22 protein-coding genes and 1 tRNA gene are annotated in these 18,371 nt (G+C 37.5%); 8 read left to right on the top strand and 15 right to left on the bottom strand.

The window, feature by feature from the left end:
* The first annotated feature begins 117 nt into the window (after positions 1–117).
* A tRNA-Ser gene (locus tag ADIARSV_RS00925) sits at positions 118–207 on the top strand.
* 210 nt (positions 208–417) lie between these two features.
* Here the strand turns inward: ADIARSV_RS00925 and ADIARSV_RS00920 are convergent.
* A complete protein-coding gene (locus ADIARSV_RS00920; protein WP_016193458.1) occupies positions 418–1,614 on the bottom strand; it encodes an MFS transporter in 1,197 nt (398 codons plus the stop codon).
* A 132-nt stretch (positions 1,615–1,746) separates the two neighbouring features.
* Here ADIARSV_RS00920 and ADIARSV_RS00915 point away from each other — a divergent pair, with 132 nt between their 5' ends.
* Positions 1,747–2,793, top strand: coding sequence for an NAD(P)-dependent alcohol dehydrogenase (locus tag ADIARSV_RS00915; protein WP_016193457.1), 1,047 nt, complete (start codon positions 1,747–1,749; stop codon positions 2,791–2,793).
* Between the two features lie 54 nt (positions 2,794–2,847).
* Here ADIARSV_RS00915 and ADIARSV_RS00910 read toward each other — a convergent pair whose 3' ends face one another.
* Positions 2,848–4,005 carry an MFS transporter gene (locus tag ADIARSV_RS00910; RefSeq protein ID WP_040298657.1) on the bottom strand — a complete coding sequence of 386 codons (1,158 nt, stop codon included), beginning with the start codon at positions 4,003–4,005 and terminating at the stop codon, positions 2,848–2,850.
* A gap of 302 nt (positions 4,006–4,307) precedes the next feature.
* Here ADIARSV_RS00910 and ADIARSV_RS00905 point away from each other — a divergent pair, with 302 nt between their 5' ends.
* Both ADIARSV_RS00905 and ADIARSV_RS00900 read left to right on the top strand, forming a co-directional pair.
* Positions 4,308–4,739, top strand: a complete 432-nt coding sequence (locus ADIARSV_RS00905) for a VOC family protein (protein WP_016193454.1) — start codon at positions 4,308–4,310, stop codon at positions 4,737–4,739.
* 137 nt (positions 4,740–4,876) lie between these two features.
* On the top strand, positions 4,877–5,725 hold the full coding sequence (locus tag ADIARSV_RS00900) for a PfkB family carbohydrate kinase (RefSeq protein ID WP_235048341.1): 849 nt from the start codon (positions 4,877–4,879) through the stop codon (positions 5,723–5,725).
* Positions 5,726–5,739: 14 nt separating this feature from the next.
* Here ADIARSV_RS00900 and ADIARSV_RS00895 read toward each other — a convergent pair whose 3' ends face one another.
* Both ADIARSV_RS00895 and ADIARSV_RS00890 read right to left on the bottom strand, forming a co-directional pair.
* Entirely contained in the window at positions 5,740–6,123 is a 384-nt protein-coding gene (locus ADIARSV_RS00895) for a DUF3037 domain-containing protein (protein WP_016193452.1), read from the bottom strand.
* Positions 6,101–6,895 carry a HipA family kinase gene (locus ADIARSV_RS00890; protein ID WP_040298654.1) on the bottom strand — a complete coding sequence of 265 codons (795 nt, stop codon included), beginning with the start codon at positions 6,893–6,895 and terminating at the stop codon, positions 6,101–6,103. Before ADIARSV_RS00890 ends, ADIARSV_RS00895 begins: the two co-directional genes overlap by 23 nt.
* Before the next feature lie 106 nt (positions 6,896–7,001).
* Here ADIARSV_RS00890 and ADIARSV_RS00885 point away from each other — a divergent pair, with 106 nt between their 5' ends.
* Positions 7,002–7,385, top strand: a complete 384-nt coding sequence (locus ADIARSV_RS00885; protein ID WP_016193450.1) for a response regulator transcription factor — start codon at positions 7,002–7,004, stop codon at positions 7,383–7,385.
* A 3-nt stretch (positions 7,386–7,388) separates the two neighbouring features.
* Here ADIARSV_RS00885 and ADIARSV_RS21750 read toward each other — a convergent pair whose 3' ends face one another.
* Positions 7,389–7,559, bottom strand: coding sequence for a hypothetical protein (locus ADIARSV_RS21750; protein WP_016193449.1), 171 nt, complete (start codon positions 7,557–7,559; stop codon positions 7,389–7,391).
* Positions 7,560–7,627: 68 nt separating this feature from the next.
* Complete coding sequence (locus ADIARSV_RS00875) at positions 7,628–8,089, bottom strand: MaoC family dehydratase (protein WP_016193448.1); 462 nt, start codon at positions 8,087–8,089, stop codon at positions 7,628–7,630.
* A 177-nt stretch (positions 8,090–8,266) separates the two neighbouring features.
* Here ADIARSV_RS00875 and ADIARSV_RS00870 point away from each other — a divergent pair, with 177 nt between their 5' ends.
* A complete protein-coding gene (locus tag ADIARSV_RS00870) occupies positions 8,267–8,470 on the top strand; it encodes a YtxH domain-containing protein (protein ID WP_016193447.1) in 204 nt (67 codons plus the stop codon).
* A gap of 105 nt (positions 8,471–8,575) precedes the next feature.
* On the opposite strand, the gene ADIARSV_RS00865 is transcribed toward ADIARSV_RS00870, so the two are convergent.
* The gene (locus ADIARSV_RS00865; RefSeq protein WP_016193446.1) at positions 8,576–9,025 is read right to left on the bottom strand and encodes a hypothetical protein; all 450 of its coding nucleotides are present in this window, start codon (positions 9,023–9,025) and stop codon (positions 8,576–8,578) included.
* Positions 9,026–9,084: 59 nt separating this feature from the next.
* Positions 9,085–9,357 (bottom strand): hypothetical protein, encoded by a 273-nt coding sequence (locus tag ADIARSV_RS00860; protein WP_016193445.1) that lies wholly within the window; start codon positions 9,355–9,357, stop codon positions 9,085–9,087.
* 175 nt (positions 9,358–9,532) lie between these two features.
* Here ADIARSV_RS00860 and ADIARSV_RS00855 point away from each other — a divergent pair, with 175 nt between their 5' ends.
* Positions 9,533–9,874, top strand: coding sequence for a hypothetical protein (locus tag ADIARSV_RS00855; RefSeq protein WP_016193444.1), 342 nt, complete (start codon positions 9,533–9,535; stop codon positions 9,872–9,874).
* A gap of 313 nt (positions 9,875–10,187) precedes the next feature.
* On the opposite strand, the gene ADIARSV_RS00850 is transcribed toward ADIARSV_RS00855, so the two are convergent.
* Both ADIARSV_RS00850 and ADIARSV_RS00845 read right to left on the bottom strand, forming a co-directional pair.
* Positions 10,188–11,018, bottom strand: a complete 831-nt coding sequence (locus tag ADIARSV_RS00850; RefSeq protein WP_016193443.1) for a DUF4249 family protein — start codon at positions 11,016–11,018, stop codon at positions 10,188–10,190.
* Between the two features lies 1 nt (position 11,019).
* The gene (locus ADIARSV_RS00845; RefSeq protein ID WP_016193442.1) at positions 11,020–13,377 is read right to left on the bottom strand and encodes a TonB-dependent receptor; all 2,358 of its coding nucleotides are present in this window, start codon (positions 13,375–13,377) and stop codon (positions 11,020–11,022) included.
* 124 nt (positions 13,378–13,501) lie between these two features.
* Here ADIARSV_RS00845 and ADIARSV_RS00840 point away from each other — a divergent pair, with 124 nt between their 5' ends.
* Positions 13,502–13,954 (top strand): hypothetical protein, encoded by a 453-nt coding sequence (locus tag ADIARSV_RS00840; protein ID WP_016193441.1) that lies wholly within the window; start codon positions 13,502–13,504, stop codon positions 13,952–13,954.
* Between the two features lie 10 nt (positions 13,955–13,964).
* On the opposite strand, the gene ADIARSV_RS00835 is transcribed toward ADIARSV_RS00840, so the two are convergent.
* From ADIARSV_RS00835 to ADIARSV_RS00815, 5 genes are all read right to left on the bottom strand, one after another.
* Positions 13,965–14,549 carry a DUF4202 domain-containing protein gene (locus ADIARSV_RS00835; RefSeq protein ID WP_016193440.1) on the bottom strand — a complete coding sequence of 195 codons (585 nt, stop codon included), beginning with the start codon at positions 14,547–14,549 and terminating at the stop codon, positions 13,965–13,967.
* A gap of 4 nt (positions 14,550–14,553) precedes the next feature.
* Positions 14,554–14,793: an alpha/beta hydrolase family protein gene (locus ADIARSV_RS00830; RefSeq protein WP_040298650.1), complete on the bottom strand. Its 240-nt coding sequence runs from the start codon at positions 14,791–14,793 to the stop codon at positions 14,554–14,556.
* Between the two features lie 26 nt (positions 14,794–14,819).
* Positions 14,820–15,356: an alpha/beta hydrolase gene (locus tag ADIARSV_RS00825; protein ID WP_016193438.1), complete on the bottom strand. Its 537-nt coding sequence runs from the start codon at positions 15,354–15,356 to the stop codon at positions 14,820–14,822.
* A gap of 82 nt (positions 15,357–15,438) precedes the next feature.
* The gene (locus tag ADIARSV_RS00820) at positions 15,439–16,608 is read right to left on the bottom strand and encodes a hypothetical protein (protein WP_016193437.1); all 1,170 of its coding nucleotides are present in this window, start codon (positions 16,606–16,608) and stop codon (positions 15,439–15,441) included.
* 1,065 nt (positions 16,609–17,673) lie between these two features.
* On the bottom strand, positions 17,674–18,371 hold a 698-nt coding region (locus ADIARSV_RS00815), incomplete at its 5' end, for an SDR family oxidoreductase (protein ID WP_040298647.1).

Here is an 18,371-nt window from a genome sequence, read left to right as displayed (position 1 = left end):
CCGAGTTTAAACCATAAAACAATTCTATAACTAACTCACAACTAACTCAATAAACGGAAACCAATAAAAAGTTTAATTCTAGTTTGGAAATGAGGGTAAGATTTGTACTTTTGTCGCGGAGAGTTGGCAGAGTGGTCGATTGCGGCAGTCTTGAAAACTGTTGACTTGTTAAAGGGTCCGCGGGTTCGAATCCCCCACTCTCCGCCAAGGTATCAAAACCTACAAAAAGCCTGCAAATTAACCTTTGCAGGCTTTTTTGTTTAATACCGGAAAATGGGATCGAAAATCGTTAGAATGTGATTTTTCTATTTTCGAAGAGGTTTAAATTTAAGCATCTACATAATTGCTAATTCAGCATTCCGGTAGGCGTTCAATTTTTTATCTAAAGATTTTAATATCCGATTAAATCTTTCTTCTTTAGCATTTTTCCACCTTACTATTTAAAGCATAACTGATAGCCATAATGATTAATAATACACCGCAAAAAGCAAATGCAGCAGGCAATGTAAATGCATTTGAAATTAAACCCAACATAGCCGGACCTGTGAGCAAACCCGCATAGCCCAATGTGGTGATAGCCGGAATAGCTATAGTAGCGGGAACATTTTTTAGGCGGCCTCCTTCGCTAAAAAATATGGGAACAATATTAGCCATTCCTAGTCCCCATAAAACGAATCCCATTAAAGCTGTTGCCACCCAGGGTGTAAAAATAGCTAAAGCCATGCCTAATGCTGCAACAAGGCCTCCTCCAATTACTACAATACGACCATTAAGTCTTGAAATAATTCGATCACCAAACAAACGCATTACAGCCATCGCCACTGAAAAAGAAGCATAGCCCGTACCTGACATTTCTTTGCTGACACCTCTATTGTTTTGTAAAAAAACTGCACTCCAATCCAACACTGCACCTTCTGATAAAAATGCGATAAAACACATCATCCCAATAAAAAGCACCCTGCTATTAAACCATAGTTTTGCTTTGCTGTTGGTTTCCGTTTTAACCGTATTAATTTCATCTATTATGGTTCGCTCCGTCTGCTTATCAAATAAAGATTTATAATTGATACCTATTATCAAAAGAAGTATAATTGAAACACCTATAGCCGCCCACATTGGTGTAAGTCCCCATTTCATTAAAAGACCAATACCCAATGCACCCAACAGCCCTCCTACGCTATACAAGCCATGAAGAGATGACATAATGGGTTTTCCATACGCATTTTGTACTTGTACACCATGCGCGTTCATGGCAGCATCAATCAACCCCATACCAGAGCCAAAGAAAAACAACACTACAGCCATTGTGAAAACGGAAGTCGTCAGCATTAAAAGTGGTAGCATAGCCGCAATTAATAATGCTCCAACTAGTATAACCTTACGACTTCCGAATTTAGCAGATATGACACCGCTAACAGGCATCATGATAATTGCACCTAAGCCTAAGAGTAGTAAAAGCAAGCCTAAATCAGCATCATTGAGTGCAAGTCTTTCTTTTGCAAAAGGAACCATTGGTGCCCAACAAGATACCCCTAAACCACAAACTAAAAAAGCTGATTTTGTAGCCCAAATAGCTTGTTTTATCGCTTCTTGTTTAATTTGCTGTCTTTCCATTATATAAAATTGCACATTATTGCATATTAGAATTATTTTTAATTGATACCGATTAAGCAGCACCTATATTTTTACATTCAAACAATGAACAAGCCCCCATCCTTTATGTTAACCTCGAAACAAACATAATAAATGAAAGCAGTTAAATCTTATGTAGCTCATAGTGCCGATAAACCACTTGAACCTTACCAGTTAGATCGCAGAGAACCGGAAGCTAAGGATGTGGAAATTAAAATCTTATATTGCGGCGTATGCCATTCTGATATACATACCGCAAGAAATGAATGGGGTGGAACAATGTACCCTGTTGTACCCGGACATGAAATAGTTGGAACAGTAACCCGTGTGGGTAGTGAGGTAAGTCGCTTTAAAGCAGGTGATACAGTGGGTGTTGGCTGTTTTGTAGATTCTTGTGGCCATTGCAAAAACTGCAAAGAGGACAATGAACAATATTGCGAAAACGGACATTCTCAAACCTATAACTCTTACTTACAGGATCACAAAACAATCACTTATGGGGGTTATTCCACCCATATCGTGGTAACCGAAAAATTCGTTTTAAACGTATCTGATAAACTTCCTCTTGAAAAAGTGGCCCCTTTATTATGTGCAGGCATCACCACTTACTCTCCTTTAAAACACTGGAACGTGAAAGCTGGTGATAAACTTGGAGTCGTTGGTTTAGGCGGACTTGGACATATGGCAGTTAAAATTGGTGCTTCTATGGGTGCCGAAGTAACTGTATTAAGCCGTTCAAAAAGTAAAGAAAAGGATGCTCAGGAACTAGGTGCGCATCATTTCGAGATCACAACGGATAAAAGCACCATGGAAAGACTGGCAAACAGTTTCGATTTCATCATTGATACTGTATCTGCGCAACATGACTACAATGACTATCTGGCTCTGTTGAATACCAATGGCGTAATGATCATATTGGGTGTACCTCCCACACCTTCTGATGTTCAAGCCTTTCAGTTGATTGGTGGTCGCCGTAGTCTGGTTGGTTCTTTAGTTGGAGGTATAAAAGAGACTCAGGAAATGCTGGACTACTGTGCTGAACATAATATTACTTCAGACGTGGAAATGATCAATATCGATCAGATCAACGAAGCGTATGAACGGACCCTTGCAGGAGATGTTCATTATCGTTTTGTAATCGATATGGCTTCGCTAAAATAAGAAGTTAATTTAAAATTAGATTACATAGAATGACAAATGGATAAAAGCATGCAATTATTTATTTGTCATTCTATTTTTATACCTGAACAACATTTGAGAAACCGGGATGATCATCAACCCACAAATTGCAAAGGTGATAAATGCAGCGCGGAGTTCAAATGTTTGAGCCAGATAACCGATCAGCGGTGGACCTATCAGCATTCCGGTAATAGAATAAGTAGTAATGACGGAAATTGCCAATCCTGCTGAGTATTTTTTCGAAGCACCCGCCATACTAAATGACATAGGTATAATGGCTGCTGTACCAAACCCCACAATAGAAAAGCCTATCAGTGCAGTCCAAAAGTAGGGTGCCAATACCGCTAATAATATTCCGATAACAATAAGTGTTGCACTTAAAATATACGTCTTAGGCATTCCAATCCTTTGAATGATAAAGTCGGAAAGAAACCGTGATAAAGCCATGAAGGTCATAAAAATCAAATAACCGTAAGTAAAGATCTTTACGTTCAGCACCTTCTGAAAATAAATTCCACTCCAGTCAAACATCCCACCTTCGCAAATGGAGGATAAGAAAGCCAAAACCCCTAACATCACAATTATAGGGTCAGGTTTTCCTAATTTCAACTTGTTACCCCTGGCAGTTTTGTCGTCTGTGAGCAAAAACTGGTAAGAGTAAACGGCAACTACGAAGGTTAACACGGCTACTAGCGCAAAATGAGTATGCACTTCCACGTTCATCGCTAATAGTGCGGTAGAAAAAAGGATCCCAGCAATTCCCCCTGTACTCCAGAATCCATGAAAAGATCCTACTATTTTACCCGTAAAATGGGTTTGTAAATTAATAGCCTGGGTATTAATAGAAATATTAAAGATGCGCAATGTAAAAGCAAAAACGACTACAGCAGCAACCAATGAGTAGATACTCGTGGTAAATCCAATGCATAAAAGCATCAGTGAATTAAGGGCATAAGAGACAACCAAAGGTCCCCTACTATTAAACCGCGAAACTAACCAGCCTGAAATCGGCAAGCCTATTAAAGAACCTATGGGTAAGGCGAATAAAAGTGAACCTAATTCGGCTTCATTAAGATCAAATGTGTGTTTGATTGTTGGTATACGTGATGCCCAGGATGAAAAGGTAAATCCAGACATGAAAAAGAAGATGCTTAAAAATACCCTCTGTTTGCTTTTAGAGACATTTAATATCATAGATATGCAAATATAGAGTTTATCTGATAGCTAAAAACATGACTTGTTCAAGCAGAATAATCCAATGTCGTAAAATACCCCTAGTTTTGTCTTGTTCAACGCCCCTGAATTTGAACTAATACAAATATATTTGAGTCTATAAAAAGTCTATGTTGAGTCCATGATAAGTCCGTGTTTGACCACAAAAACACGGACTTATCATAGATTCAACCTAGTTTGATTATAGGCTGATTGAGTTCATTATTTCCGTTCGTATCCATGAGAATCCCTTAAATAATCATTAAACTAAAATACTTAAAAAAATGGCAACAATAACCCCTTATTTAACCTTCAACGGCAATTGCGAAGAAGCATTTGAATTTTACAAATCTGTATTTGGAGGAGATTTTGAGTATATCGGAAGGTTTAAAGATATGCCTTCTGATACACCGGTTACAGGACCTGCAGGAGAGAAAATAATGCACATTTCTTTACCGATTGGAAATGGATCTGTGCTAATGGGCAGCGATACCAATGAGCACTATGGATCTGTAACCATAGGAAACAATTTTTCCATGTCTATCAATACAGAAAGCGAAGAGGAAGCAACACGCCTTTTTGACGGACTTGCGGGAGGTGGTAAAATTACTATGCCTCTTGAAAAAACGTTCTGGGCAGAACGATTTGGCATGTTTACCGATCAGTTTGGAATAAACTGGATGGTCAACTACGACCTGAATGCAGTAGAAAAATAACAGTACCTTAATATCAATGTGATATTCAATCATTATTTAATGTTTTTGTGTTGAGCAAAAATTAGCAGGCTGCTGAAACTTATAGTTACATTTGCGGCCTGCTAAAACACAGATCTATTATGATTGAAATTTGCTGCGTGGGACATATTACATTAGACAAGGTAGTTACGTCCAAGTCTGAGGTACATATGCCAGGAGGAACTTCTTTTTACTTTTCCAATGCTATAGCGAATATGGATATTTCCTATTCCCTGGTCACAGCTTTAGGTCCCGAAGAAAACTTTATAGTCGAAGGTTTAAGAGCTAAAGGAATAACAGTACAGGTTCTGCCGAGTGCTCACACGGTTTATTTTGAGAATATCTATGATGAAGATCAGGATAAGCGGACACAAAAGGTGCTGCAAAAGGCAGATTCATTCAGCATAAAAGAGATGTTGGATGTTGATGCGAAAATCTTTCACCTGGGTCCGCTTCTTGCCGATGACATTCCGGTAGAGTTAATCAAGTATCTTTCTGAAAAAGGAACCGTTTCTTTAGATGCACAGGGTTATTTAAGGGAAGTCAGAGATACTCATGTATTTGCTACAGATTGGGCCCACAAAAAAGAAGCACTGCAGTATATCGATATCTTAAAGGTCAACGATGCGGAGTTGTTTGCCGTAACGGGATGTAAAGATCTTCGGGATGGAGCTAGAGCGCTTGTGGCTATGGGTGTTAAAGAAGTGATCGTGACACTGGGCAGTAAAGGTTCTCTTATTTATGCAGAAGGAGAATTTTATGAAATTCCAGCTTATAAACCAAAGGCAACCATAGATGCAACCGGATGTGGAGATACTTATATGGCTGGATATTTATATAAAAAGGCTAAAAAGGCTGGATATGTAGAAGCTGGAAAGTTTGGTGCGGCTATGGCTACACTTAAAATTGAATCGTCAGGGCCATTTACCGGAACATACGCCGATGTGATCGGGATTACAAGCGAATAGCCGTTATTGATAGTTTATACGACTAATTGGTTGTAAAGGTGCTCTAAAGTTTCAGCAGCGTCTCCACAAAAGCCTGGATGGACTTTAGAACTTTGTACAACAGTGCTGCGGGTTGCTGTAAGCCATCGAAAACGTTCGGCAATTACTAGTTGACCTATCACTCCGCCATCCTTACTGCCCGAGCAAATACATTTGTATGCCTGCAGGTTATTATAAATTTCCAGAATATCTGTATCAGACGAAAAAGAGCGAATGCGCTCTTCGTTTAGAATGAAGTTCATATCTAAAAATTTTTGTGCTGAGCAAAAAAGAATAACTCCAATATTTACAAATTCTTCCCTTTCAACACGCGGTACCAGGCGAATAACCGCGTACTCAAATAAGTATTTCCCTTGCATGTTGTGCTTCTTTTACAAAAATTTCAGAGTTTGATAGCCGGGATAGTAAAAACTGATCATAAACCTGCCGGTGTTGACTGGCTATTTCGGAGGATTCGTCAGATAACCACTCGTCCGGTATTAAGGCTGTAATCGATTTAATGCAGTCCTCTGTAAGAATAGCTCTAAACTCCTGATCGACGGTATCGAGTTCTGTTGCGCTTGATAACAGTACATGATCTTTAATACTCAAGAATGGCTTTATGGATTGTTCCTTCCAGTTGGTCCAGGAGTGATGAAAATAGAGTGCTGCCCCGTGATCGATGAGCCACAATTCTTTATGCCACATCAGCATATTAGTATTTTTTGCTGTGCGATCTACATTGGTAAGCAGACAATCGAGCCAGACAATCTGTGATGCTAGTTTTGCATCGACAGTGGTAACTAAAGGATCAAAAGTGATTGCTCCAGCAAGATAATGAAGGGCAAGATTAAGTCCTATACTAAATTTTAGCAGGTCCTGAATTTCCTCATCAGGCTCAGTTCGGCCAAATGCCTCATCGAGTTTGGCAAAAACGACCTCAGGTACTTTAAGACCCAGTGCACGTGCTATTTCGCAGCCTAAAAGTTCAGCGACAAGTGCCTTAATGCCCTGTCCTGCCCCTCTAAACTTAAGAACGTACATAAAGTCATCATCAGCCTCTACAATGGCAGGCAGCGAACCGCCTTCCCGTAAAGGGGTAATATAGCGTGTTACATTTACAGTACGGAGCTGAAGCGGCATATCATTCATCATGCGTGAGTTCAAATTTAAGCTTTAATATGGACATGCTGCTTATCTTTGTAAATAAGAACTAATAAAATTATATTAGTTTTGTATTTTAATTACAGGTTAATAAATGAAGAAAAAAATATTAGTTGTAGAAAATGATCAGGACATCAGGGAGATTCTCACTGTAATTCTTACAGAGGAGGGATATGAAATCATTACATTTAAATCAACAGAAATTATTTCAGAGCACATTATTGCCTATAAGCCCGACGCTATCCTGTTAGATATCATCAGACCTACAGATGAAGGTACAGAGCTGTGCAGACAAATTAAGGCTGCGGAAACCACAAAACATATTCCCGTAATTGTGATGTCAACCTATACTAAGACAGAGGTTTTAGAAGAGATCTGTGCTGACAAAGTAATTGCAAAACCCTTTGATATCGATGTTTTGGTAAACGTGATTCAAAACAAATTGAAAGCAGCAATCATTCCGAAAGCCCGGGCATAGTTTTTATATATGATCCGCTATCTTTTCCAGGTTTTCTTCCTTATAAATGTTCGGATATTCAGCACCTTCCAGAATCACTTTCACATCATCAGAATTTAACTCCTGATCTTCCTGCACAATGCCTTCCTGACCATCATTTGTTTTAACTTTTTCACCAAATTTGAATCCTTTCATTTCTGATAAACAACCTTTTATATTGATAGTTTTGATAAAGTGAAGGATCCGTTTTTGGGAATGCACAGTTAGTCTATGAAGTGATATAAAAATAAAGCTTCACCTGTAAATGCAGATTTTTTCTGTCCTTTAATTTCCAATTCCACCCTCATGGTCACTTTGGTAACACCTCTTAGGTTAATGATATCCACTAGCTTAACTTGAAGTCTCACTTCACTTCCTACCATAACGGCCTGAGCAAACCTTAATTTGTCCATACCATAATTGATTTCCATTTTTAGGTATTGAATGTCAACTATTTGTTTCCATAGGTAAGGGATTAATGACAAGGTAAGATAGCCGTGGGCTATTGTAGTTTTAAACGGACTTTCTGTTTCTGCCCGCTTTGGATCCGTATGAATCCATTGATGATCCAATGTGGCATCAGAAAACTTGTTAATTTGTTCCTGCGTAATGGTATGATAAGATGATGTTCCTATTTCTTTACCCAGATATTGTTCAAATTCCTTATAGCTTCTGATTGTTAACATGCTGTTATTCTTTTATTGTACATCTTTTATATTTTGACAAATCACCTGCCTTAGGTGATACTAATCATAGTATTTATACAAGGATACTAAAGTAAGGGTTTAATTAATATGCTTTTGATTTTTTAATGATATTGGAACAGATATTGATAGATCTAATGAAACTTATAGAAAAACAATATGGGATTATTAAGATTTATTGTCATTGGTGCTGCAGTAGCTGCTGGTGTCAAATATGCAACCAAGAAAAGACCTGATGGAAAATCTTTTGTTGACGATTTAAGTGAAAAAGCACCTGAATGGATCGACAAGGCTAAGAAATATGGTGATCAGTTTAAAGATCAGTACGCTCCTGAAAAACAGACAAGTACAGATTTCGAATAAGCTTGAGGTCTTTTAAATAAAGATTGTGATGAATAATGAAGAAAGGGGTTGTATCTGATATAGATACAACCCCTTTCTTTTTTATCTTAAAAAACAAAGGGAGCGCTATCCCTTATCTGCCTTATTCAGAGCAGCAAATGTCGCAGCTGCCACAACTCCTCCAATGGTATAATAGGCTACGGTAAGCGTTTCTGATCGTACACTTTTTGTTACCGGGCTATCATTTAAACCCATCTTTTTTGGTAAAGAAAGTGCCCCTATACCTGCAGACAGTCCTAGCATGATTCCCTTGATCCAATTTTTATTTCCTTTGCCAGAGCCTATTAAACTATAATATAGAGTATTACTGAAAATATCCCCTACAAGTGTAGCTTCTGTTAGTGAAGCTCCTGTTGGTGGCGTAGCACCGACACCTTCCAGTGTTTTAGATAATGCTTCTTTACCTATAAGATCTACGCGTGGAGCTTTAGAATCAAACCGTTTTACTGTTTCATGAAGTACATTAAGTGCTATTGCACCTGCAAATCCTGCTATTATCGCTTTAAGCTTTCTCATATATATAAAGATTAGGAAAAATTAATACTAGTTTAAAAATGGATATAGGAATCATATTTTTAATATCGCTGAACTATTAAGGTGCTATCAAATTTTTGTGAAATAAACCAGTTAATGCCTGCAATCAGATAATTTAGTTTTTGATGCCCATAATTAATGGTTTGAAAATAAATGGTCATTTCATTTGTAGACACATAATATTGAACCTCCTGATCATCTGCATGAAATGAATCAGAACCAAAATATACAGCAATAACGATTCCTGTTACTTTGCCTTTTATAAGCCAATCATATGCCAGTGATGTAGATTGTTCCAGGCTAAATTCTCGCATAATTGATTAGAAAACAGGATATGCGGATTAAGGTTTTAATTCTTATTGAAAAACAATCTCCCCAATGCATGTTTTAATACCGCTACGCCTGGCAGATGGTAGTTAAGCTATTTTTTAAGTTGTAGAAATGGCAAACATTTTAATTTCTGAATGGTTTAAAGCTTAAATTAAAATTATGACAGTTTCAGATCAGTCCTTCAGAGATGAGTTTAAGCCTTTATATATTCCCTCCTCTTTTCATCAAGAAGATACACAGGAAAACAAAATCGTCTTTGCTCTTGCCCAAATAGGCGATGGTGATACTGACGAAATTGCAAGTAAGCTTGAAGAATTGGAGCCAGGCAGTTCTACTCCTGAAATGACCGCCTTTATGGAAGCCGTTTTAAGTGGTTTATTTAACAAAGGTCTACTAAAAGGTGTAGAGCAAAATGGGAAAATGAGATATAATTTAAGTAAAATTACGAAAGCTAATGATGGAGAAATAAATCCTGATCTACTTACACCCGGTTTGGATTAAGATTTAATTACTCTCTGGAAATATTTTCTCTTTTAAGCAACTACCTTATAACTAAACGTTTATAAAAAATTAAATAACAAATTATCACACAATTTCTCAAACGAAATGTTATTATTATACACGACCAATAGTAATAATAAATTATGTTGTACCAGAATTACAAATGTTCGGTGTGTCATACACCCTTTCATTTTCAAAGTCACAGGCCGTGGTTTCTTAAAAATGTGTTGTATTTTGTTCCCATAAGAGCGTTCTTTTGTCCAAAATGTTTAACCAACAGATATGTGTGGATACGATGAAATAAAACTCTTCCTTAAGGGATTAATTTTTGAACAGACTTAACCATAGAGGTACCAAAGAAACCAGTTACATCCTTAGATTCCTGAGTAATTTTGAATATATTGGAATGTGCATTAGGCAAAGGAGTTGCAAATATTCCGGAGTTATTTAATTGGGTTTGAATATCATCCCAAAAAACATAATTCTCTTTTGTTAAAGACCAAGCTTCCACACGGATTAGGTCTCCTGATACAAATGCACTGTCTATGTCAAGCTCATAGTTGCTGATATAATTTCCATCTACATATTCATCTTTAAACAGATTGATTTCATTTGCTTTGTTTAAAAACTTATTGTTTTTGAATATTTTAAACTGTGAAAAATCACCAATTCCCTCTAGCTCTCTTCCATTGATTACGGGGTAATATCCTTCATCAGGGTAAACTATTGATTTCATTTCGTACTTGAATTGAACGGTATCTGGAGTCATGGTCAACCTGGGCATGGTTGAAATAGCCTCGTAAGTACCATCTGTTGTTTTGATATTCAGGGTATAGGTCCTCCCTTCCCTTCCCTTTATTGTGCTGATCTGATACCAACCCGGTGATGATTCTTTAAGAATCTCCACATTTTTAAGATTATCTTTCAAAGTAAGTATCGCCTTGGTGACTACTTCATAGCTGCCATCGGACAGTACAGGATTGGTATAATAGAGTTTGACGTATTGATTTTCGCGCAGATTGGTAAGTGATCCTTCAACTACTAAAACATGATTTTCACTGGCAATATTTACATCAACCACGTCTTCGCAAGAATTTAAACTTAACGCGATTAACAGGATACCGATTGCTTTAAACAGTTTCATTTTAAAATTTAAAGTTATAAGTGACAGAAGGTATGATCATACCGATCATGGAAAAGCGAACTGCTTCTAGGTTTTGCGGACTACTTTCATTTTGGCGGAGGTACATGGAAAAAGCATTGCGCCTATTTAAGGCATTAAATGCGGACACGACCCATTCACCCGATATTTTCTTACCTGGTCGGGTTTTATTTTTAAATGTTGCGGAAAGATCTAAACGATGATAGGCAGGAATACGGTAATTGTTACGGTAGTTTCCGGCATTATACTGTACGGAATATCCATTAAATTCATATTTTGATGATGGAAGTGTAGCAGGTGTTCCTGTGGAAAAACTATATGTTGCAGAAATGGAAATCCGTGGCTTAAGCTGGTATATGGCTACTAAAGCTAGTGAATGCGTTTTATCGTACTTGGAAGGATAGTAAGCATTATTATTTATGCCGTTAATTTTCCGCTCCGTCTTGCTTAACGTATAACTAATCCAACCATTAAAACGCCCCTCATTCTTTTTAAAATAAAATTCAGTCCCATACGCCCTGCCCTGGCCAACGAGAATATCACCCGGCAAATCTTCATTAAGCAATGTTTCTGCTCCGTCTACAAAGTCGAGCTGATTGTACAATTTTCTATAATAAACCTCTGCTGAGGCTTCATATTTGCCATTAAATAAATTGCTAAAATATCCGGCGGATACCTGATCTGCTTTCTCCGGTTCGATGTTATATGAACTGGGTGCCCACATATCCAAGGGACTGGTGGATATGGTGTTGGTCATCAGGTGAAGATACTGCACGGTGCGTGTATAGGATGCTTTGACTGCCGAACTCGTGTTTATCTGCAGCTTAAGAGAAAGCCTGGGCTGTAAATTCGCATACCATTTCATACTTTCCCAATCGGTAAATTGTTGGGTATTGTAGGCTATTTTTCGTTCAGTAATGGCACCTTCATAATCACTTACGGTTGTAGAATCTTTAGCTATACTTTGAAATGCTGACATCCTGAGGCCATATTCCATAGAAAGACGATCGGATACTTTAATTTCATGGTCCCAAAATAGATTATACTCGGCAGCCCGCTGACCATCAATGTTTATTGCACTAAATATAGATGCTTCTCCGGTTGGACGAGCATTTCCGGGAATAAATTCATGAAGTGCCACTTCTGCGCCAAAGTAGATCGTATTATTAACGTTTGGATACCAGTTATATGTATTTTTTAAGGTGTAATCAATTATGCCGGCTTTCCATTCGAAACTTGATGTAGGTTCACTCATAGAACCCAAACTATATTGATAATTGGAGTATATGGCACTCACATTTGAAAATAATTTGTTCGTGTAAACATGATTCCATCTTACGGTACCTGTTCCATTTCCCCATTGGAGCATAAATACTCCTGCGGACTGGATTTTATCTTTTCCTAAATAACCGGAAATAAACAAACGATCATGGTTAGAAAGACTAAAATTCATTTTAGTACTCAAATCATAAAAGTAAATGGAGTTATCGCTAATGTCAGTATTGGAGGACTGGCGGGTAATCACATCCGTATAAGATCGTCGTCCACTGATGAGTACTGAACTTTTATCCTTTTTAATTGGGCCCTCGATAGTAAGTCTGCTGGCTATAAGACCTAGTCCCCCCGCAACATTCCATTTTTGGTTATTCCCTTCTTTAAGCCGGGTATCGAGAACAGAAGAAAGGCGGCCACCAAAACGGGCGGGCATTTCAGTTTTATATAATACGGCATCCATAACAGCATCCGGATTAGCTACTGAAAAAAGATTAAATAAGTGTGAAGTAAAATATAAAGGAGCTTCATCCAAAAGGACAAGATTCTGATCCACTCCCCCACCTCTTACATTAAATCCGGAAGCACCATCGCCTATTGTACTTACTCCTGGTAATAATTGGAATGATCGGATCAAATCAGCCTCTCCAAGCAATGGAGGCAGTAATTTAACGGACGACATCGATAATGGGGTAACATGAACAGAACGATTGGAATTATTCCAGCCCGAAACGTTGATTACCACTTCATCAATTAGGTTTTCCAATGTATTTAGCTTCGCATTAATTAAGGTATCTTTTGTGAATACTGCGTCTAGTTCAAAGGTTTGGTACCCAATGTAAGCGTATTGGATGTGATGTTTTCCGGCAGGAATGGAAATAGAATAAAAGCCATAGGAATTACATGAACTTTTATGGCTGGAATCAATGGAAATAAGGGTACCGACTAGACTTTCTCCATTGCGTGCATCCTGAACAAAACCACTAATAGTTATTATTTTTTGGGCATGAACAGGAGTAAATAGAAACGTAGTTAAGATCAACAAGACCCCTAACTTATACAATACCATATATAATTAGCCAACACATAATTTGCTATAAATATAGTACTTCTAATAACCTGATTATTATTATGTAAATATTTAACTTTAACATTCTTGTATTTTACGATATAAATGGTTACATTATAAAGTTATGATTGAACTTAAGAAATTATTATATAAAAAATGCATGGAATATGTGGACGAGCGCATTGCCAGCATAGAGAGTGCTTTATTGGCTTCGCATGATGCTTCGGTTAATGACACCAAAAGCAGTGCAGGTGATAAGTATGAAACTACCAGGGAGATGATGCAACAGGAAATTTCGAGGAATTCGCTGCAACTTATGGAAGCTAAAAAGCTAAGAATCAGCATGAATAAGTTAAGTCCTGATTCTACATCACCCATAGTTAAACCGGGAAGTTATGTATGTACAACTAACGGAAATTTTTATATCAGCATTAGTGCAGGTCTGATACAAATTGGCGAAAAGTCAACGTATGCGGTATCTCACTTTTCGCCAATAGGCAAGCTATTGCTGGGTCTTCAAAGCGGTGAGACTATTACTGTAAATAATCAAACCTATACTATTCTGAGTGTTCAATAAATAGGCAGCTTTAGGCTTCCTGCAAGGCTTTTGTGATCAATGCGTGACCTTCCGGACTAAAGTTCAAGGTCATTGCAGCATCATGCCCCTCCTTGCTCATCTTTTTCCAGGTTTTTCTTAATACCGTTATCATCTTTTCCTCTGGCAGTTTTTTAACAAGATCATCAAATTGAAATTCAAGAAATACCAGGCATAGGGCATTTTCGATAATCTGTACATCGGGATCTAACTTAAGCTGGAGCTTTTGGATGATAACCTGAACGCGCGCAATAATCTCGTCGGAATAACCTACGGTTCGAAGAATAGATGCTGCTTTTTGAGCATGGATCTTTTTTAAATCGCTCCTCCATGTGAGATAGCCAATGCGCCCATCTGGATATGTATTGCGGGGAACTTCCCATCGGCCGATATGTTGACTCCGGGAAGCAAGGAGTAACTCTTCTGATGCTTCGGGAGCCAGTTTTTTAACCCAGTTATATAATTCTACGGAATAGAAATATTCTGAAGGATGGGTAACACCTTTCCAGGTCAGCTGTTCAGGACTTTGCTTATTATAATCATCAAACAGTTTAAATGCCTGCTCTAACTTTTCCATATTGTTAATTTGAGTAAATAGTGATCCAAGATAACACTTCTTTTAAGATCATTGCAGATGTTGCAGGATTTGCAAGTCCAAGATCATGTCCGGCACCATATACATGAAGGAAGTTAACGGGAAAATTCTGATTACTCAATGCAACCGCAAGGAACACGGAGGATTCATAGGGTACAATTGGATCAACCGTTCCATGGATAAGTAAGGTAGGGACGTTGGTAATACGGGCGGCAGGACTAGCCATTGCAAAAGCTAAGGGTAAAGGGGAGCTTATGGGCGCACCAACCATGAACTCAATTGGGTTTTGGTTGGCCCACACAGGGATATAACAGCACTTACTTCATTGTTCTGTTTATTAGCATAAGCGTTAAACAATCCGATATGGGCACCTGCGCTTACTCCTAAAACAACATTGCTTGAAGATCGAACTATCCAGTCATCTGCATTTTGCTTCACATAGGCGAAAGCTTTACCAACATCTTCCATCATTCCTTCATAATGATTTGTTGCAGATGCAAATCGGTAATTCATGCTTACAATGGCAACACCGTGTTTTAGTAAAGAATCCTGAATAATTTTCATATCAGCTTTATCGCCATCTATCCATGCTCCTCCATGTAGTATGAGCACTAAAGGAGTAGTTGTGGTTCGGTTGGCAGGCAAATACACATCCATCTTTTGGCTGTTATCTGTTCCATAACTAATATTTAGTTTAATTTCTTCCTTTGTTCCCTGATCGGAATCGTTGTCCTTTTTACAAGACGAAAAAGAAAGGGCTATAAATAAAAAAAGGAAAGCTTTTTTCATATTGATTGTTCAAAGGTCTAGCTAATATAAGATTAATTTAAACCTATACTTATTACAATCGGCATAACTTAAACGAAATCAATTAAAGATGAGTGGGTTGATAACTATAAACGACTTTATAGGGAATATTTTTTAGCTTGGAAGAGATCTGTCCAATTTGCAGATTTTCGCCTTGGGGTGTGGCTTCACATACGGAATATATTTTACCCTTATACATGACGGGTTTACCAATGGGTTTGCTAAATTGTACTCCCATCGTAATATGAGTGGGATAGAGCATGGCAATCATGGGCAACTTATATATTTCTTTAACCAGATAAAAAAACAAGGCAGCCCTGTCGTCACAATCGCTGTATTTTGCGAACAGTGTTTCCTCGGCTGACATTCTCTTTTCCTTACCAAAGTTCTCTTCGTCATCTTCATACAAAAATGCGTAACGGGTAAACCTCATGAGATAATCAACACCCTTCTTTTCACTCATCCCCTTTATATTTTGTTTAAGCAAGGGAATAAGCGATTGATAAGTCTCATTGCTTAAAGGAATATTAAAGTAGGATTCGAAGTCTACGCCTGGGTAGTTTTTAAATATTGCTTCCACATCAGAGTTTAGCTTCACAGTGAAATGATAGATTTTTTGCTTGTAACTAAACTGCAAATTCTTTTCTCTGTAGTTTTCGGGTTTAAAATCAGGGAGCTTGGTTATTTTGTAGGAGAATGCTTTTTTAGCTTCAGCTACCTGAATAGGGATTGGAAATGGGGGATCCTGACGAAGATCGGCCTTAGGATAGTCATGATAATTAAGACACATGTATTTCTTTTTGTTAATGATGAAAAAAGGAATATCTGAAATATCTTCATCATTATAGACATAAAATATAATCTTATCATGTGAGAGAGCAAGTCGGGCATCATAGCCTGATTTACTTAGAAAAAACCATTTATAAAGGGTGTATCGGGTGTAATTATCAGCCTTAGGACTAAATTGCTGAACTGATTTTCTGATCAACTGGTAGTACAACCAGTCATTTAATTGATATTTTTCTTTGTAGGCAAGCAGAGAGTCGATAACTGGTTTGTAAATACTTGAATTAAGCTCGTTGTAAAAGGATGTTACCGTTTGGGAACTTAATGTTTGGGGAGCTTTAATTAAAAGCGATTGATCTACTTCAAGATTATAGGTTCCTTCGTAAAACTCAAAACAAAATTGTTTACTCTTACTCTGTGCATAACTATCAGTGAGGGTAAGTACCATAAAAATCAAACAGAAAAACTGTATAGACCTGGACATGGTGTGTTAATTTGTTTACATTAAAGATACGTAATATTAACATATAAAATTTTTGAAATTGCAAAATAATAGATGATAGTAGACATATATTATGGGGGTTATAATCATATTTAGCACTAACACTCAACCAGATGTGTTAAATAAACAGGAGTTGTCTTAAAGGAATCGTCTATAAGAGGGTGTTCTTTATTATTTATCCGAATAAATTAAAGTCTCAAATATAAAATGAGGATCTTAGAATCGGCTATAAAAAACTGTTCTCTATTACGCATCCGAATGAATTAAGGTCTCAAATATAAAATGCCGAATCTTAGAATCGGCTACAAGTAATTATTCTCTATTACTTAACTGAATAAATTAAAAAAACAGAGAAGCTCCTCTCCTTTTGAACGAGCCTCTGTTTGTAATCTTTATTGAGGTTTTACATTTTTTAAGGGAACTAAACTATTTAAATACTATTCAATCACAGTGTAACCGGATGGACTGATTTTCACCGCATTAGACGCATCATTAGGGTTAAGTCCGTGCTTCTTTTCGTATTCATCAGGCATTCCATCATAATTGTCGTTCAGAATACGCCATATCTATACTTCAGATTTCACGCCGTGGAACAACTATATAGTTCTGAATACTCGATTGCTATTTTGGTTCGTTTTATGAAATAAGTAAAAAAGACAACACAAAGCATGCGTACGTTTACTTTAATAATGATATAGAGGTGCGGCTATAAAGAATGCTACAGAACTCATTGATCTGTGCTCCTCTAATGATTGATTAGCTAACCATACATAGGAAATGCTACTATTGAAAATGATGCTGAGCTCATTGATCTGTGCTCCTCTAATGATCAATACATATATTAAGTTGCTTGTACTAAGAGTAATGCTGAGCTTACTGATCTATACTTAGCTATTGATTGATTAGTTAGCAATAATCTTGTGAGATTGACTTTAACATTTAGTCCTCGTAATTTTATTTATGTACACCCGATGATTTATTTATTAAAGCTCGGGTGTACATAATTGTAAATTAAATGGTTATTCGTCCACCAGTTACAGGAATAGTTGCTCCAGCGATATAACTTGCTTCATCAGACGCTAAGAAGACGTAAGCAGGAGCAACTTCTACTGGCTGCCCTGGCCGTCCCATAGGAGTATCAGATCCAAAATTTTCTGGCTCAGGCATTGTTGATGGTATTAAAGGAGTCCATATAGGGCCTGGAGCTACTGCATTAACCCGTATACCTTTATGATTTTCTAATAGAATCTGACTCAGGTTCGCTGTAAAATTTTGAATGGCACCTTTAGTAGCTGCATAAGGCAGTAAGACCAAACTCGGCGAATAAGCGTTTACCGATGTGGTATTAATTATACTGCTGCCTGGTTTCATAAATGGCTCTGCGGCTTTACTTAAATAAAACATAGCCGTTATATTGGTATCAAATGTACGCTCCCATTCATCCGAAGGTACTTCCTGCAAATCCTTCCTCGCCATTTGAAATGCTGCATTATTAACAAGAATATCAATTTGACCAAATTCTGCTACTGCCTTATTTATAATATCCTTACAATGCGCCTCTTTTCTGATATCCCCTTTTACTAAAATGGCTTTACGTCCAGCATTACGAACATACTCAGCAGTTGATTCTGCATCCTGATCTTCAGCGTCATCCAGGTAGCTAATCAAAACATCTGCTCCTTCACGTGCAAATGCGATTGCAACAGCGC

Source organism: Arcticibacter svalbardensis MN12-7 (assembly GCF_000403135.1).
In the GTDB taxonomy this organism is placed as follows: domain Bacteria; phylum Bacteroidota; class Bacteroidia; order Sphingobacteriales; family Sphingobacteriaceae; genus Arcticibacter; species Arcticibacter svalbardensis.
The sequence above is the reverse complement of the archived record's forward strand: the minus strand, read 5'-3'. Positions and strand labels throughout refer to the sequence as shown.

Excerpts from the sequence above, each read along its gene's own strand:
- ADIARSV_RS00920 (WP_016193458.1), bottom strand. The coding sequence starts at position 1,614 with ATGGAAAGACAGCAAATTAAACAAGAAGCGATAAAACAAGCTATTTGG.
- ADIARSV_RS00915 (WP_016193457.1), top strand. The coding sequence starts at position 1,747 with ATGAAAGCAGTTAAATCTTATGTAGCTCATAGTGCCGATAAACCACTT.
- ADIARSV_RS00910 (WP_040298657.1), bottom strand. The coding sequence starts at position 4,005 with ATGATATTAAATGTCTCTAAAAGCAAACAGAGGGTATTTTTAAGCATC.
- ADIARSV_RS00905 (WP_016193454.1), top strand. The coding sequence starts at position 4,308 with ATGGCAACAATAACCCCTTATTTAACCTTCAACGGCAATTGCGAAGAA.
- ADIARSV_RS00895 (WP_016193452.1), bottom strand. The coding sequence starts at position 6,123 with ATGCAAGGGAAATACTTATTTGAGTACGCGGTTATTCGCCTGGTACCG.
- ADIARSV_RS00890 (WP_040298654.1), bottom strand. The coding sequence starts at position 6,895 with ATGAATGATATGCCGCTTCAGCTCCGTACTGTAAATGTAACACGCTAT.
- ADIARSV_RS00885 (WP_016193450.1), top strand. The coding sequence starts at position 7,002 with ATGAAGAAAAAAATATTAGTTGTAGAAAATGATCAGGACATCAGGGAG.
- ADIARSV_RS21750 (WP_016193449.1), bottom strand. The coding sequence starts at position 7,559 with ATGAAAGGATTCAAATTTGGTGAAAAAGTTAAAACAAATGATGGTCAG.
- ADIARSV_RS00875 (WP_016193448.1), bottom strand. The coding sequence starts at position 8,089 with ATGTTAACAATCAGAAGCTATAAGGAATTTGAACAATATCTGGGTAAA.
- ADIARSV_RS00870 (WP_016193447.1), top strand. The coding sequence starts at position 8,267 with ATGGGATTATTAAGATTTATTGTCATTGGTGCTGCAGTAGCTGCTGGT.
- ADIARSV_RS00865 (WP_016193446.1), bottom strand. The coding sequence starts at position 9,025 with ATGAGAAAGCTTAAAGCGATAATAGCAGGATTTGCAGGTGCAATAGCA.
- ADIARSV_RS00860 (WP_016193445.1), bottom strand. The coding sequence starts at position 9,357 with ATGCGAGAATTTAGCCTGGAACAATCTACATCACTGGCATATGATTGG.
- ADIARSV_RS00855 (WP_016193444.1), top strand. The coding sequence starts at position 9,533 with ATGACAGTTTCAGATCAGTCCTTCAGAGATGAGTTTAAGCCTTTATAT.
- ADIARSV_RS00850 (WP_016193443.1), bottom strand. The coding sequence starts at position 11,018 with ATGAAACTGTTTAAAGCAATCGGTATCCTGTTAATCGCGTTAAGTTTA.
- ADIARSV_RS00845 (WP_016193442.1), bottom strand. The coding sequence starts at position 13,377 with ATGGTATTGTATAAGTTAGGGGTCTTGTTGATCTTAACTACGTTTCTA.
- ADIARSV_RS00840 (WP_016193441.1), top strand. The coding sequence starts at position 13,502 with ATGATTGAACTTAAGAAATTATTATATAAAAAATGCATGGAATATGTG.
- ADIARSV_RS00835 (WP_016193440.1), bottom strand. The coding sequence starts at position 14,549 with ATGGAAAAGTTAGAGCAGGCATTTAAACTGTTTGATGATTATAATAAG.
- ADIARSV_RS00830 (WP_040298650.1), bottom strand. The coding sequence starts at position 14,793 with ATGGCTAGTCCTGCCGCCCGTATTACCAACGTCCCTACCTTACTTATC.
- ADIARSV_RS00825 (WP_016193438.1), bottom strand. The coding sequence starts at position 15,356 with ATGAAAAAAGCTTTCCTTTTTTTATTTATAGCCCTTTCTTTTTCGTCT.
- ADIARSV_RS00820 (WP_016193437.1), bottom strand. The coding sequence starts at position 16,608 with ATGGTACTTACCCTCACTGATAGTTATGCACAGAGTAAGAGTAAACAA.